The organism is Candidatus Alistipes pullistercoris, from assembly GCF_027665465.1.
Lineage (GTDB): Bacteria > Bacteroidota > Bacteroidia > Bacteroidales > Rikenellaceae > Alistipes_A > Alistipes_A hominis.
This window is the reverse complement of sequence record NZ_JAQDED010000001.1, coordinates 585,629-600,121: the sequence shown is the minus strand read 5'-3', so window position 1 is coordinate 600,121 and position 14,493 is coordinate 585,629. Positions and strand designations below refer to the sequence as shown.

Sequence of the window (14,493 nt, the reverse complement as noted above, 5' to 3'; positions counted from 1 at the left end):
TATACAGTTATTTAAGTGTTATGCTTTCTCCGTCTTCCGGTATAATCAGTCGGCTCATATCCGTCCCGTGATGGCGAGCTTCGTTGCGAAGGATGGCACGGGTGGTCTGGCAATGATCGATGGCATCCATGTGTACGGTAATCAGCTTGATGTGTGGGGGGAGTGTGTCAAGCATCGCCATTACTTCCTGTTCATTGGGGATGATACAACCGTCCGTCTTAGAGAATTCGGGGAATACCGCACCGCCACTGTTCACCACAATATAATTAGGACGATACTTTTCCACGGTAGCAAGAGTACATTCTTCCCATTTGCAATCGCCCATGATATAAATAGTCGGAAGCCCTTCGGACATCAGCACATAGCCCGAAACAGGTCCCATCATCTGGCCTATCTGACCGAAACCGTGATGGCCAATAGCACGGTGGATGGTCAGATGACCTAAGGTTATGCTCTCTTCAATCGCTTCTACATTTGAGAAACCATCTTTCAGGATGGCGGCCTTATCTTGTGGCTGGGTGTAGAAAGGAATGTCTTTCGGCAAATGCTGCTTTACACTTGGTTCGTAATGGTCGATGTGGTTGTGGGTGAGCAGTACCATATCAACACCTTCAGTAATGTCGCTAATAGGCATTACGAGATGTACCCTCGGATTCTTATATACACCGAGAGCTGATTGCAGGGTTCCTTTGTCGGCAAATACGGGGTCAATAAGAATGGTATGTCCTGCATAGTTGATTTTCAAGGTGGCACTGCGTACCAACCGAATAATTGCTTTTTCGTTCATGATGTTATGTTTTGTATTATTTTTCGGGTACAAAGTTCGAAAGGATATCCCAATGTCTCTATGCCTTAAAAACAGGAATATATGCCATTTTGATAAAAGAATGATGTATATTTGCAAAAAGCAAAAAACAAGAGTGATGAAAGCTATAATCAATCCCGAAAGACTTGTAAGCGTTCCGTTCAATAAAACGCAATGTGGCGTAGACTTCTACATTAACACAGGCGAAAGCAAGGACATCTGTGGTGTCTTGACCGAGCATAAGGCGTTTAAGACAGATTTTTTCAGCTTCTATTTCTTTCGTCGTGCCAATGGATATTTGTTGCTGAACTTCCGAAAAGTGGAGTTACGGGATGGTATGGTGCTGCTTTTGTCGCCGCACCAGCAACAGGAATGGCACGTGAACGAGGTAGAACTAGATTACACTTTTCTTATTTTCCGCGAAGACTTTATGCGCACGTTCATTGCTGACAAGTTCTTCGTATATCGGCTGTTGTATTATTATCAGACTGATACACCGCCCTACTTGTTTGCCGAGCCGGAGGAGCTGACGGAATATATGCGCCTCTTAAAAAAGATAAAACAAGAACTACAACATCCTGTGGTAGACACTTACAACCTCATTGTGTCAGTGCTTTATTATCTACTGGTAATTATCAACCGGGCATACGCTCAAACTTATCGTCTACCTGTCGAAGTGCCAAAAAACAATTACGCATTCAAATTCAAGGACTTACTCGAAAAACATATCCGAACGACACAGCGCGTTCAAGAATATGCTGATATGCTTCGGGTAAGTCGTATCACCTTGAATAATTCTGTCATAGCGCAATTTGGTGTATCAGCCATTCACTTACTCAAGCAACGTCTTTTGGAAGAGCTGAAAAATGAGCTACTGTTCTCCAATCTGAATGTGAGCCAACTGGCAGACGAGTTCCACTTTTCCGACCCCAGTCACCTCATGCGTTTTTTCAAAAAAGAAACAGGCAAGACTTTTACCCAATATCTAATGAATTACAAAAGAGGAATATATGAATAGAAATTTCATATTTGGCAAATGAATTCCATATTTAAGATATTTATTTTTTTGAATAACTATATTTTTCGTCATAAAGGTTCATTCTGCCAGTCCATAGAAATACCAATCGCTTTGTAATTGACATTCTTTTGAAGAATCTTAAAAAATACAAAAACACCCAATTTTACATTCTTGGGTGTAAAAAAGGGTGTAAATCTCGCAAATGCTTGATTTACACCCTTTATTGCGGAGAGAGAGAGAAATGAACCTAACTCTCCGAAATATCCTGTAATCAGATACTTGCTATATTCTTTCTCGTGTCAGGTAACGATTTGGATACTGAGCTATGGATTGCTGTCCGGAATCGTCTTTTAAGAACCTGCTAACGGCACAAATATACGTATTTTGTTGTGGAAGCGCAAATTCAGAGAACTTGTTTTTCAAAGGTTATGTTTCCTTGTCGTGTAATTGGTTGTATTTGACTGGTAGAAACTTTTTATTTAGCGATAAAAGAGAATGGCTGAGGGGATTTGGTATAAAAATTCATTTTTCGACTTTTAACTTTTATGTTTTGGACAGGGGTTATATATGTATGTATACATATATAACCCCTGTCACAACTTAAATCTTTTGATAACATCAAAAAAGGTGTGACTTTGTTTTGATGAAAAAGAACAAGGTTGCTTGCCTAGTTAAAGTCTGTGTATAAGTAACTGATGAGAATTTCGACTGGAAGTATACTGGTCCAGTAGAAGTCATAAACGCATTAGGGCTAACGGAATGGTCGATAGTAGCCGTGGGCAGAGCGTTTGAGAAAAACGGAAAGGTTTTTCGGATAATTCCTATTCATGAGTATCTGATGGAATCGTAATCTCATACTTACTTTACGATAACATCGGAACATCGCTATGTCGGCCTGCGTTGTTGCTGGAACCCGTACGAAAAAGGTATTCGGGAGTAGTCTGTAAAATAAATCTGTATAATGCGAATTATTTTGAGCAATAATACTTATCTTTGCACAGAATCGTTAATGTTATTGTATGAAACGGGCATTGTTGCCGAGCCAGCGGAAGACGCTTACGGCTCTGGGCGAAAATATAAAGTTGGCACGCCTGCGCCGGGAGTTATCTTCGGAGCAGGTGGCCGAACGGGCCGGAATCTCCCGTAACACCCTGACCAAGATCGAGCGGGGTGAGGAAGGAGTTGCGATGGGATACTATTTCCGGGTGCTGGCTATCCTCGGGCTGGAAAAAGATTTGCTGCTCGTAGCTAAAGACGATGAACTGGGGCGTGCTCTTCAGGATGCCAAACTCGTGGTCGGGGAAAGAGTCTCTAAAAAGCGATGAATGTGATAACGCAGTGCGATATATACGTATATATGGACTGGCCCGAGGATGCGGAGCCGGTCTATATGGGCGTGCTTCACAGCGAAACGATCCGGGGTAAAGAGGTCTTTTCTTATGAAAATGATCCCGCATGGTTGGCCCATCCTCGTTTCCGTGCGTTGGATCCCGACCTGTCGGCATTTGCGGGGAAGCAATACCAACCTTCGGATAAGAGCAATTTCGGATTGTTTCTCGATTCCGCACCGGACCGCTGGGGGCGTACGCTTATGCGTAGGCGGGAAGCCATCAACGCCCGGTTGCAGGACCGAAAACCGCGAACGCTTACCGAGGCGGATTACCTGATGGGCGTGTACGACAGAAACCGCATGGGGGCCCTGCGCTTCAAGTTCTCGAAAGATGGGGAATTCATGGATAACGATCGCTCACTGACCACACCGCCTTGGACATCGATCCGGGAGTTGGAACACGCCAGCCTGCAAATAGAGCGGGAAGATTATACCGATACACCGGAGCATACGCGATGGATCGATATGCTCGTCGCACCCGGTTCGTCGTTGGGCGGGGCAAGGCCGAAAGCCAACGTAGTGGATGAAAATGGACGCTTATGGATCGTCAAGTTTCCGAGTGCCGGAGATACGAAAGATTCCGGGGCATGGGAGATGGTCACGGCCGAGATGGCCCGCTCGTGCGGTATCGAAATGTCCGAATGTCGGGCGCAGCGGTTTGGCAGTCGGCATCACAGTTTTATGACCGAGCGTTTCGACCGGACCGATAGGGGCCGACGGATACACTTTGCCTCGGCTATGACGTTGCTCGGTTATACGGACGGTGCGAGTCGTACGGAAGGAGCCAGCTACCTCGAACTGGCCGAATGGATCATCGCCAACTGCGACGATACGGACCGGAACCTGGAACAGCTCTGGCGTAGGATTGTGTTCAATATCGCGGTTTCGAACTGCGACGATCATCTGCGGAACCACGGTTTCCTGCTTACGCCGCAGGGGTGGCGGCTGTCACCAGCTTACGATATGAACCCTGATGAGTACGGAACGGGGTTGAAGCTCAATATCTCGGAAAACGACAATTCTTTGGAGTTTGACCTGGCCATGAGTGTCACGCCGTATTTCGGGCTGGAACCCGCTCGTGCAGAATCAATCCTCGCAGAGGTCAAACATGCCGTTTCGGGCTGGAGGAAACTCGCCACACAATACGGTATTCCCAAATCTGAGCAGGATGCTATGGAGAGGGCGTTCAGGTATTGAAAATCAAAAAAAATATCAGCCATATTAAATATACAATTGCACTTGATACCTTATGGAAATTTTATATCCTAAACTATCGTATTGCTTTTGTGTTTAACATATAGTAATGCTCGTTATTTTAATTGATGTTAAATAATATTGGTAACTATATACAAATTTACACTGAAGATATAAAGAACAAGCGGAGTTATGCACTCCGCTTGTTCTTATTTAGATTTTGGGTTGTAATCCAATGCCCTTTTCAATAGTTTGTCGAAATCCGATAATTCCGGTTGTTCCGGTGCTGTTGATTCCGTTGTTTCTTTTTGTTCCTCTATGTTCTTTTTATCCAACAAAGAATTATCAAGCAAATTGACAATTCCCGTTTTAGCAAAATATCTCAATCTGTCCTCGCTCAAATTATCCACAATAATATCAATTGGATATGCCAATACATCATTTTTTATTGAGGCATTGTATAAAGTAACGAACGGTATTTTAGGGTCTAAAGGAATACCAAATACATTATCCACATTTTGGGTGTCAATAAATATATCAGCGTTCGCCATTTTATAGAAAATAACAGGCAAACCCGCTATTTCAATAGTTGTCGTTTTCTCTATTCTATTACCCATTTATCAATTCATTATAAGTTAAACGATGCTCCGTATTCTGCAAAAATAGATTAAATCTTTGATGTTCGCCATTGTTGCGCGTATTATAACGAAATACAAATTCATCCACGTATTTTTGAATATGCTTGCGTGAGGTAAAATGGTATATGCCGACAATACCACGTTTCAGAATACTCCAAAAACCCTCAATCGTATTCGTGTAAATACGCCCATTGACATATTCGCCCTCATTGTGCTTTACAAACAGGTGGTCATAAATCTTATTGACCTGCTTATAACCCACCCACTCATCCGTATAAACCATTGCATTTTTAACGGTTTTGACAACCTCCGGTGTGATATGGGCAACCGATGTCGTTTCAATCTTGCGAGCGACAATCTTACCTTTTCTTTCGACCATTCCGAGAATCGGCGTTTTGTCCTTTACGCTCCGACCTTGCGAATTTTCAACTTTTTTATCTGCATGACGATTTTTGTTCTTGCCACCAATATAGGTTTCGTCAATTTCAACTTCATTATTCAATTCGCTATTATTTTCACAGCCAAAACATTTGCGAATACGTTGTAACATAAACCAAGCTGTTTTCTGCGTCACATCAATATCGCGTCCGAGTTGTAATGAAGAAATACCTTTTTTGTGCGATGTGACTATCCATATAGCCACAAACCATTTTCTTAACTCAACTTTCGTATTATCGAATAAAGTGGCTGTCCGGACATTGAAATACTTACCCGTATTCTTACAACGATATTTATTACCCTTGCATTTATAGACTTTTGAAGTCGCATCGAACGGCGAAACAACATTACCGTTCCAGCGCAATGATTCCAAATGCTCAATACAACTTTGCTCAGTCGGAAACGCTTTTACAATATCTATAATTGAGTTAAAATTCTTGGGTAACATATCTCTTGCTTTTAATCATGATACAAAGATAAGTATTTATTTACACTAAAGCAAATTTATTAGAACATATTTACATAAAATGTAGCGATTTAATGTATGCATTATCAATGCAATACAAAAACTCGCAAAATACAGTTTAATTTCTCTTTCGATGTTAGTAGGTAGAGTATGATGGGATACACTAAAGTATCTCTAACTTTAAATAATAACTAAAATTAATGTTATCATGAAAGAAGCTTTCAACCCCGGAGATTTAGTATGTCTGCAAAATCTCACACAACCCATTATGACTGTCAAAGGAATCACACAGAACGGGAAAGGCGAAACTTTTATAGTGTGTAGCTGGTTTTTGAATGGGAAATATATGGAAGAAAATTTTGTACCAGATTCTTTATTGAATTTAAACCATCACATATTATCACAAATTTCGTTTAATATTCAAGTGGACTATGAAAATTATGGATACGAAATAGCATGTATTAAGGCCATAGCCGCCCAAATAGAAAGATTAGAGAGAATGAAAATAGAAGAACCCGAAAGACAAGCAAAAACACAAGATGATAAGGCCGAATAGAGTAACACAACAGCCTTTAACACAATCTTTTGAAGATATGAAGCGGTAAACAGATAATTAAAATTGAAAAATTTGTACCTTTGACGTGAAATTTGGATATGCCTATGGATAGATAAAATTTAGAAGACACATATATAAAAGCGTTAGCTTATTTCGGGTATCTGAAACTTGGACACTTTCACATTATCCCCGTGGAATAAGGCGACGCTCACGCATTCATTTTGCGTGGGCTTTGTTCCATTATTCGGGGATGTAGGTAGTCCAAGACCGCAGATACCAGATATGGCAATTTAGCCCGCGCTTTTTATTTGTCTCATAACAGCGGATTGGGGCTATGAAAACAAAAAATGAATTAAACCTAAATTTTGCTATGAAAAAATTACTATTTATTGCACTTGCCGTTTTTGTGTCTTCTTGTTCGAAATCTGATGCAAATGATGGTACTCCGAACTTTTTTGCAGATACGAAATGGGAATTGATACAAGAAAAAGGATATGAAATAAGTGGGGAGTACAGGGATGAATGGAATGCAAAATCGGATGATTTCAATGCCGTTTATGTTTTCAAAAAAGACAACACCGGCACTTATACGACCTATGAATATATCAATGGAAATATGGAGAGTTCTATATCCGAAATCAGATGGCAACACAATTTGACGGCTGCGGCCTTGGCGATCAGTTTTACTGAATCCGGCGACCAAAAAATGTATAAAATAATGAGCTACGGTGGAGAGCCGATGACATTAACATTAGAAATCAGTAAGGAACAACCAGAATACGATTATAAGTATCACAATGTCGAAACGTATGTAAAAAAATAATCCCAGTTGAAAAAGAGAACGAGTGGCAACTTGTATCTTGCCACTCGTTCTCTTTTTATTCGATAGTTTGTAGTGTAAATTTGTATATAGTTACCATAATATTTTTGATTGAATATCCTTCAATCGAAAGCACATTGGGTTAAAGAATTGGTCAAATACAAGGTTGTGTTGCAAGGATTATCTTTAAAAAAGTATGTAAATTAGAGTTGATATATGTTCTCCTGTTATAAGAGATGGAATATTATAGAAGAATACGCATCAAAGATTTTGCAAAACAAAAATCTACATAGTGTGAATAATCTTGTGTAATAATACATCATCATGCACAAGATAATTAACTACAAGGAAGGTTGAATATCGAAAAACAACATTCACTCTCGAAAGGTTTTAAGAGAAAAGCGACTATATTAGTCGCTTTTCTGGCTTAAAGAGTTCATGGTTAAATATTTGTGTTTTACTCATATGGAATTTAAGGTATTCCTTTATTTGAAATATTACGCCTAATCAGCGATAGGTGGTAAGCCCAATTCTTTAAGGAATTCATTGTGACGAGCTAACGCTTCTTTTGATCTCTTTGCAATATCTTTCAGTTCATCATTAACCTTTTGTAAATCGATTGGCTCCTCTTCTTGTGCCGTGCTGACGTAACGGGTAATATTCAGATTGAAATCCTCTTGTTCGATTCGTTCTAACGAAACTCGCTTGGAATAGCGTGGTTCTTCTTTGCGAAATTGGTAAGTTTCCACAATTTTTTGAATATCGTTAGGCTCTCCGTTTTCACCCTCACGCAATCGGTTTTGACGCTTGTCCTTCTTATATCCTTCGCAGGCATTGATAAACAACACATCTTCGGATTTTTTACATTTTTTCAGGACCAAAATACACACCGGAATTCCCGTGGAGAAAAAGAGGTTGGCTGGCAATCCGATAACAGCATCGAGATTGCCGTCTTTCAGAAGTTTGGTTCTGATCTGCTTCTCTACTCCTCCGCGGAACAATACGCCGTGAGGCAGAATAATAGCCATTGTCCCATCTTCGCGGAGGAAATGGAAACCATGCAGCAAGAATGCGAAATCGGCTGCCGATTTGGGCGCAACACCGTATTTGTGGAATCGAAAATCGGTAGTGAACTCTTCTTTGGGCTCCCAACGGTAACTAAACGGAGGATTAGCGACGATCGCATCGAATTCGATTTTTTTCGCCGGATTCATTTCGTTCAGTATATCCCAGTCATTGAGTAGCGTATCTCCGTGAAAAATCTCGAATTCAGAATCCTTCACCCCATGCAATAACATATTCATACGAGCGAGGTTGTAGGTCGTAATGTTCTTTTCCTGCCCGTAAATTTTGCCGATACCTCGTCCGCCGTTACGTTTCATCTGGTGGCGGACATTCAGAAGCAACGATCCCGAACCGCAAGCGAAATCGAGAACCTTGTCTATTCTCTGCTTCGGACCCGTTGTCGGATCTTGGCTATCCAATGTTACGATCATTGAAAGAATGGTCGAAACTTGCTGCGGAGTATAGAATTCACCGGCTTTTTTCCCCGAACCCGCTGCGAATTGGCCGATCAGATATTCGTAAGCATCTCCCAATGTGTCAGAGTCACTGGAAAATTCAGAGATGCCTTCTGCAATCTTCTTGATGATTTCACATAACTTTTTGTTGCGCTCGGTATAGTTTTTTCCTAATTTCTCCGAACTAAGATTGATTTCCGAAAACAGTCCTTGAAAAGTGCTTTCGAAAGATTCATTTTCAATATACTTGAAACCGTCTTGAAGGGTTTTCAACAAATCGTCGCTTTGCGTTCGGGCCAACTCGTACATGTTCTTCCACAGATATTTCGGCTCGATCACATAGTGGATCTTTCGTCGCATCTGCTTCTCGAATTCCACAATATCGTCAGGATTTCGATCGTACCAAATCTGCAATGGGGCCAAGACTCGATTTTCGTCCGAATCGACATCGGACACTACGGGATAATCCGAACCAAGCTCTTTTTTTACGGCATCTTCATAATTGTCAGAAAGATAGCGCAAAAACAGAAATGAGAGCATATAATCACGGAAGTCGTCCGCGTTCATCGCTCCTCGCAGTTTATCTGCAATTCCCCAAAGGGCTTTACCTAATTTTTGTTGTTCTATTGCGGTCATTCTGATTCAGTCTTAGTTTCTTCTGTGATAATTTCAGGTAAATCGAATTCGTATTTCGCCAGAAAGGCTTTCAATATATCGACAAATAGATCTTTCGTATCGTGCCCCATTTCGACGGGCTCGTAAATTGAATATTTACCGTGGCTCAACAGGTTCAGGGCTCTGGCATACAATACTTCGTCTTCTACACCGTGTATGCACATAGAAAAATCGTTGTAACCGAAGAAGGTTGCGGTCTTTTCCAAAATGCTCCTTAACATGTTGAAATGATAGGTTTTTATGCTGACGTCATCCACCGTTTGCCCTTCTTTCGGTATAAGTTTTTTTAATTCGCTCAACAACGCGACATGATGAAAAAATGGGGTGTCATTCGTTGCTTGTAACGAATATCCATTGTCTCCGTTTTTGTGAAGAAAATAGCGTTTGCATTTTTTCTTTTTCAATTCATTGCACATCACGTTGAAGAAGAGATGATGATGCGACGAAATAACAACATTGAGTTTACCAGTTCCTTTTTGCAAAAGACTTGACAAATCGCTTGCCACAGCAATTGCATTGTTGTCATCGAGCGACGATATAGGATCGTCGATATAGATGTATTTTACCCAGTCGTATGACTCGGCTCCGTCGATCGTTAATTCGCAGATTGCGAGAAATATACACCAGATAAAGATGTTTTCTTCTCCGCGCGAGACTTTGATATTGGTCTGTACGACGGTTTCAGGCTCATCGTTATCGGGTTGATATGCGGGATTGGGAACATCTTTGCTGAACGATATTTCCCATTTTTCATAGTCTATTTTAAAATTGAATGTCGCATAGCGTTGCAGATACTCGAATATTTTCTCTTCGAGTGCCAATTCCCTGAATCCATTGAAAAAATTCGAATCGGTATTGATCTTCAGTACGCGATCCGCATCGGACTCGAGATCGTTGTCCCAGTGGAATAGATCTTCGGTGAAGGCGTTGAAATAAAGGGTGTCTCGTTTGTTTCCCCGACCTTTCTTTCCCCGATCTTTGAATTCCATCGAGAGCCGGGTTTTCCCGGTTCCGTTATAAGCATACAACAACACGAAATCCAAATCTTTCAGATCGGAACGAAGCCGGACGGCAATGTCGGATAACGACTTGAATGGTATGATTTTAGGCGAGTTATTCATGCCTCGATGTCATTTATATTCGGGAATAGTTGTTGCATCAAGCCTTTTTTGTGGATTTTCAGGGCTTCGAGGTGATTTGCTTGAGCGGTAATTAAATCGTCAATAGAGGAAAGGCAATCGGCGATTTTTTGTTGCTCTTGTATATTATTGGGTAATAACAGTGGGAATGCTTCTAAAATGGGCATGCGTAATGACAAAACCGTAGATTTAACGGCTTTTTGTGTTAATATAAACGAGAATGCTGTAATATAATGATACACAAATAAGGCATGGCAAGTGAAATCTTTTAATGCATATGCTCGTTGATGTAAATCAAATTTTCCAATATAATGTTTAGGGATAAATCGTCCTTCTCCCGGGATAATTATCGCCTCACAATCAAATAAGAATTTATTAGAGGTTTTTATTATCTCAGACCTATCGAATAAAGGATATTTGCCATTCTGGACATTATCTTGGACATTTGACTTGCCATTAGAAATTGTACAAATTGCGCCTATCGTAGTTTGTTCCCATTCTCCTGCATCTTGGAACTCAGGGAAGCGGTATTCCGGAACCGTTTTTCCTTCGGCAGGAAACAGATGTTGCATCAAGCCTTTTTTATGGGCTTTCAGCTCGTCTATCTTATTCTCCGCAGCCTTTATCAACGCATCGATTGAAGACAAACAATCAGCGATTTTTTGCTGTTCCCGTTTGTCTGAAATAGATGGTATTGGCAATAATATTTCTGAAAATTGTTTGTAGCTAACCATTTTTCCATCACGTATACCTTCCAGATTCTTATTCAAATCTTGAATAAATACATGCGACTTAAAATAGTACTTAAAGAATTGGTTCTCGATATCCAATCTTTTTCTCAAAATCACATAAGCTGGGCTGCAAATACCTTTGTAATCAGAATATTCTATACCTCCTTGAAATGATCGAAGACTGATTATAAAGTCTCCGACCTCTACAACTTTATAATTTTCAAGCCCCGATTCGGAGACGATAACTTTATAGTCGATTAAATCTCGCGGAACAGCTCCGTGTTCTTGTGAAATTGCAAGTATCGGAAGATCTGAATTGTGGTTTTTATTAGAAATTTGTTTAAAAACCTTATTTCCTCGCAGATAGATCCAACTTCCACATTCTTTAAATTTCGGAAACCGTAAAGCAGGAACAGCTCCTTGTTTCGTATTTTTTTTGTTAGTTTTCATAAGCCGAAAGTCCTGATATTTCGTGGCCGTCGGCCAATCGTTTCAATAGGGGGACAAGGTCGTCCATCAATGCCAGTTCCTTTTGTGTACGCGCTTTCCAACCCAATCCGAGCGGGGCGAGCAGATCGCTGAGTCGTTCACCGTCGAAGATTTCGCGTTCGACAATCTCTTTGACAAATGCATCCAATGCCGGAAACTCCAATCCATATTTGGTCGCTATGGAGGTTATCTCATTTTTATATTTTTCCTCCTTGAAAAACTCGTAACCGTCTTTGATCTCCTGCTCGGTTTTACCATTGATCTCATCGAGACTGTTGATATAGGCGACGATATCTTCTTTCTCTTCCATCAGATTCGCGCTCGATGCGACAAGTGTGATAAGCTGCTCTTTGGTAATCCGCTTTTTGGCAGTACCCCGATTCGTATATCGGGCAATAAGCCCCATGATATAGTCGTAATCGATAATCGCCGATGCGAACAATATGAATTCGAAATCGAGGTCTTCGATTTGTTGGCTGACCTGTTCTCCTCCTCTCTTTTCGCGCTTCTTTTTCAACCGACGAGCAGTATCGATATATATGCCCTTGAATGCCCGAAGCGTATCTTCCTGCATCAAGGAGTCGATCTTTGCTTTATCATCCGACTGTATATCCGTATATTGTTCCAGTCGCATTCTGAAGCGTTGTACTTCCTTGAAGCAGTTGATAAAACCGGCACGGGCTTCATCTCCGCGGAGTTTGTTGACTTCTTCGGGTTTACACTCCAGGCCATGTGACTGCATGAACTTCTCCAATTGAGAGATAGCCTCTTCATATTTCTCGATTACCTTCGGAGCGGGATCGACCAGCCAAATCTGTTTCGGGTTGTCGGTATGTTTCTCTGAAAACATTGCGATTGCCTCATCGACAGCATCCTCCAGTCCTCGGAAATCCAGAATATTGCCATAAGGCTTCGTATCGTTCAGGATTCGATTCGTACGTGAAAAAGCTTGGATCAAATTGTGCCATTTCAGGTCCTTGTCGGTATATAACGTATTCAGGTACTTGGAATCGAATCCGGTAAGCAGCATATCTACTACGATGGTAATATCTATCTTGTCTTTATGCGGAACGTCTTTATTGCCATATTTCTGTGACTTTATCCGCCCTTGAACATCCTGATAGTAGGTGTCGAACTCTGCAATTGTATGATTTGTTCCGTATTGTTTATTGTAATCGGCAATAATCATTTTTAGAGCCGCTTTCTTTTTGTCGGGCTCCTGCTGGTTATCGAAACGTTCTTGAGGCAGGTCTTCCTGTATTTGCTGTATGTCTTTATTCCCTTCGGCCGGCGGAGAGAAGATGCAAGCGATATTCAATGATTCGTATTCGGGGTTTTGAGTTTTCCGTTCCTGCTGGATCGTCTTGAACAAGTTGTAATATTCAATGGCATCGTCGATGCGTCCGGTAGCCATGATCGCATTGAACCGGCGGGAATCGGTTGCTGCATCGTGCCTCTGCAGGATCGAGTTCACGATGGCCGTTTTTGATATCTCATTGCTTTTTGTTTGATTTTTCTCCTTTGGCTTGAAATAGTCTACGTGAAAACGCAACACGTTATTATCTTCAATTGCATTCGTAATGGTGTAGGCGTGTAACAACTTTTCGAAGATGTCTTCAGTTGTTTTATACGTTTTTTGTTCCCCGTCCACTTGTGTCTGCACCGAATTCTTTTCAAATATTGGCGTGCCAGTAAAACCAAACAGTTGTGAGTTCGGAAAAAACTCTTTAATCGCCTTATGATTATTGCCGAATTGAGAACGGTGGCATTCGTCGAAAATAAATACGACGCGTTTATTCTTCAAAGGTTTCAATCGTGCTTGGTAATTCTTTTTGTGCTTTGGATCGAGAGCAATACCCAGCTTCTGGATGGTGGTTACAATTACTTTATCTGCATAATCGTCTGACAACATTCTCCGAACAAGCATTTCTGTGTTCGTATTCTCCTCGACGCAATTTTCCTGAAACTTATTAAATTCCTCCCGAGTTTGACGATCCAGGTCTTTTCGATCCACGACGAACAAGCATTTGTCGATATCTGGATTGTCTTTCATCAGAGTGGAAGCCTTGAATGAGGTCAGCGTTTTACCGCTACCCGTCGTGTGCCAGATATAGCCGTTCCCGCGATTCTGGTGCACGCAATTCATAATTGCCTTTACAGCATATATTTGATAAGGACGCATGATCAACAATTTCTGCTCGCTTGCGACCAGCACCATATAGAGGCTAATCATCTTACCCAGTTCGCATTTGGTAAGTACGGTGCTCGAAAAAGCATCGAGATTACTTACCGGTGTGTTTTGTTCCGTCGCATATTGATACACCGGAAGGAACTGTTCATCTGCGTTGAAAGAAAAATGTTGGTTGTTATTATTTGTAAAATAATAAGTATTAGTTTGATTACTAACGACAAACAACTGAATAAAACAGAGCAAGGTCTTCATGTAGCCATTGCCTGGATCATTTTTGTAATCCACGATTTGCTGCATGGCTCGCCGCGGACTGACATCATAGGTTTTCAGTTCGATCTGAACAACCGGAATACCGTTGATAAGCAAAATAACATCGTAACGATGGTAGCTGTTATCGGTATTCATCCGTAATTGATTGATTAT

Annotated in this window: 12 protein-coding genes; 5 read left to right on the top strand and 7 right to left on the bottom strand. The window is 41.1% G+C overall.

The annotated features are described in order from the left end of the window. Positions 1-7: 7 nt before the first annotated feature. On the bottom strand, positions 8-787 hold the full coding sequence (locus tag PGR91_RS02620) for an MBL fold metallo-hydrolase (protein WP_005924041.1): 780 nt from the start codon (positions 785-787) through the stop codon (positions 8-10). Positions 788-923: 136 nt separating this feature from the next. Here PGR91_RS02620 and PGR91_RS02615 point away from each other — a divergent pair, with 136 nt between their 5' ends. The 3 genes from PGR91_RS02615 to PGR91_RS02605 all read left to right on the top strand — a co-directional run bounded on the left by PGR91_RS02615 (position 924) and on the right by PGR91_RS02605 (position 4,410). After that, positions 924-1,823, top strand: a complete 900-nt coding sequence (locus tag PGR91_RS02615; protein ID WP_270399126.1) for a helix-turn-helix domain-containing protein — start codon at positions 924-926, stop codon at positions 1,821-1,823. A 1,019-nt stretch (positions 1,824-2,842) separates the two neighbouring features. After that, positions 2,843-3,148, top strand: a complete 306-nt coding sequence (locus tag PGR91_RS02610) for a helix-turn-helix domain-containing protein (protein ID WP_009133522.1) — start codon at positions 2,843-2,845, stop codon at positions 3,146-3,148. Then, complete coding sequence (locus tag PGR91_RS02605; protein ID WP_259336704.1) at positions 3,145-4,410, top strand: type II toxin-antitoxin system HipA family toxin; 1,266 nt, start codon at positions 3,145-3,147, stop codon at positions 4,408-4,410. Before PGR91_RS02610 ends, PGR91_RS02605 begins: the two co-directional genes overlap by 4 nt. Positions 4,411-4,616: 206 nt before the next feature. Here the strand turns inward: PGR91_RS02605 and PGR91_RS02600 are convergent, their stop codons facing one another. Further along, positions 4,617-5,024, bottom strand: coding sequence for a hypothetical protein (locus PGR91_RS02600; RefSeq protein ID WP_118655584.1), 408 nt, complete (start codon positions 5,022-5,024; stop codon positions 4,617-4,619). Then, positions 5,017-5,931, bottom strand: a complete 915-nt coding sequence (locus PGR91_RS02595; RefSeq protein WP_118655582.1) for an IS1595 family transposase — start codon at positions 5,929-5,931, stop codon at positions 5,017-5,019. Before PGR91_RS02595 ends, PGR91_RS02600 begins: the two co-directional genes overlap by 8 nt. A 226-nt stretch (positions 5,932-6,157) precedes the next feature. On the opposite strand from PGR91_RS02595, the gene PGR91_RS02590 reads away from it, so the two are divergent. After that, positions 6,158-6,505 carry a hypothetical protein gene (locus PGR91_RS02590; RefSeq protein ID WP_118655580.1) on the top strand — a complete coding sequence of 116 codons (348 nt, stop codon included), beginning with the start codon at positions 6,158-6,160 and terminating at the stop codon, positions 6,503-6,505. Positions 6,506-6,875: 370 nt separating this feature from the next. Beyond that, positions 6,876-7,328 carry a hypothetical protein gene (locus PGR91_RS02585; protein ID WP_147387356.1) on the top strand — a complete coding sequence of 151 codons (453 nt, stop codon included), beginning with the start codon at positions 6,876-6,878 and terminating at the stop codon, positions 7,326-7,328. A 500-nt stretch (positions 7,329-7,828) separates the two neighbouring features. On the opposite strand, the gene PGR91_RS02580 is transcribed toward PGR91_RS02585, so the two are convergent. The 4 genes from PGR91_RS02580 to PGR91_RS02565 form a co-directional block, all read right to left on the bottom strand. Next, positions 7,829-9,481: a type I restriction-modification system subunit M gene (locus PGR91_RS02580; RefSeq protein ID WP_118655576.1), complete on the bottom strand. Its 1,653-nt coding sequence runs from the start codon at positions 9,479-9,481 to the stop codon at positions 7,829-7,831. Then, the gene (locus tag PGR91_RS02575) at positions 9,478-10,641 is read right to left on the bottom strand and encodes an AAA family ATPase (RefSeq protein ID WP_118655574.1); all 1,164 of its coding nucleotides are present in this window, start codon (positions 10,639-10,641) and stop codon (positions 9,478-9,480) included. The genes PGR91_RS02580 and PGR91_RS02575 overlap by 4 nt, the downstream gene beginning before the upstream one ends. Continuing rightward, complete coding sequence (locus tag PGR91_RS02570; protein ID WP_101573656.1) at positions 10,638-11,840, bottom strand: restriction endonuclease subunit S; 1,203 nt, start codon at positions 11,838-11,840, stop codon at positions 10,638-10,640. Before PGR91_RS02570 ends, PGR91_RS02575 begins: the two co-directional genes overlap by 4 nt. Continuing rightward, the coding region (locus tag PGR91_RS02565; protein ID WP_259336702.1) for a type I restriction endonuclease subunit R at positions 11,830-14,493 on the bottom strand (2,664 nt) is incomplete at its 5' end. The genes PGR91_RS02565 and PGR91_RS02570, both read right to left, overlap by 11 nt.

Coding starts and splice junctions, on each gene's coding strand:
- PGR91_RS02620 (WP_005924041.1), bottom strand. CDS start 787: ATGAACGAAAAAGCAATTATTCGGTTGGTACGCAGTGCCACCTTGAAA.
- PGR91_RS02615 (WP_270399126.1), top strand. CDS start 924: ATGAAAGCTATAATCAATCCCGAAAGACTTGTAAGCGTTCCGTTCAAT.
- PGR91_RS02610 (WP_009133522.1), top strand. CDS start 2,843: ATGAAACGGGCATTGTTGCCGAGCCAGCGGAAGACGCTTACGGCTCTG.
- PGR91_RS02605 (WP_259336704.1), top strand. CDS start 3,145: ATGAATGTGATAACGCAGTGCGATATATACGTATATATGGACTGGCCC.
- PGR91_RS02600 (WP_118655584.1), bottom strand. CDS start 5,024: ATGGGTAATAGAATAGAGAAAACGACAACTATTGAAATAGCGGGTTTG.
- PGR91_RS02595 (WP_118655582.1), bottom strand. CDS start 5,931: ATGTTACCCAAGAATTTTAACTCAATTATAGATATTGTAAAAGCGTTT.
- PGR91_RS02590 (WP_118655580.1), top strand. CDS start 6,158: ATGAAAGAAGCTTTCAACCCCGGAGATTTAGTATGTCTGCAAAATCTC.
- PGR91_RS02585 (WP_147387356.1), top strand. CDS start 6,876: ATGAAAAAATTACTATTTATTGCACTTGCCGTTTTTGTGTCTTCTTGT.
- PGR91_RS02580 (WP_118655576.1), bottom strand. CDS start 9,481: ATGACCGCAATAGAACAACAAAAATTAGGTAAAGCCCTTTGGGGAATT.
- PGR91_RS02575 (WP_118655574.1), bottom strand. CDS start 10,641: ATGAATAACTCGCCTAAAATCATACCATTCAAGTCGTTATCCGACATT.
- PGR91_RS02570 (WP_101573656.1), bottom strand. CDS start 11,840: ATGAAAACTAACAAAAAAAATACGAAACAAGGAGCTGTTCCTGCTTTA.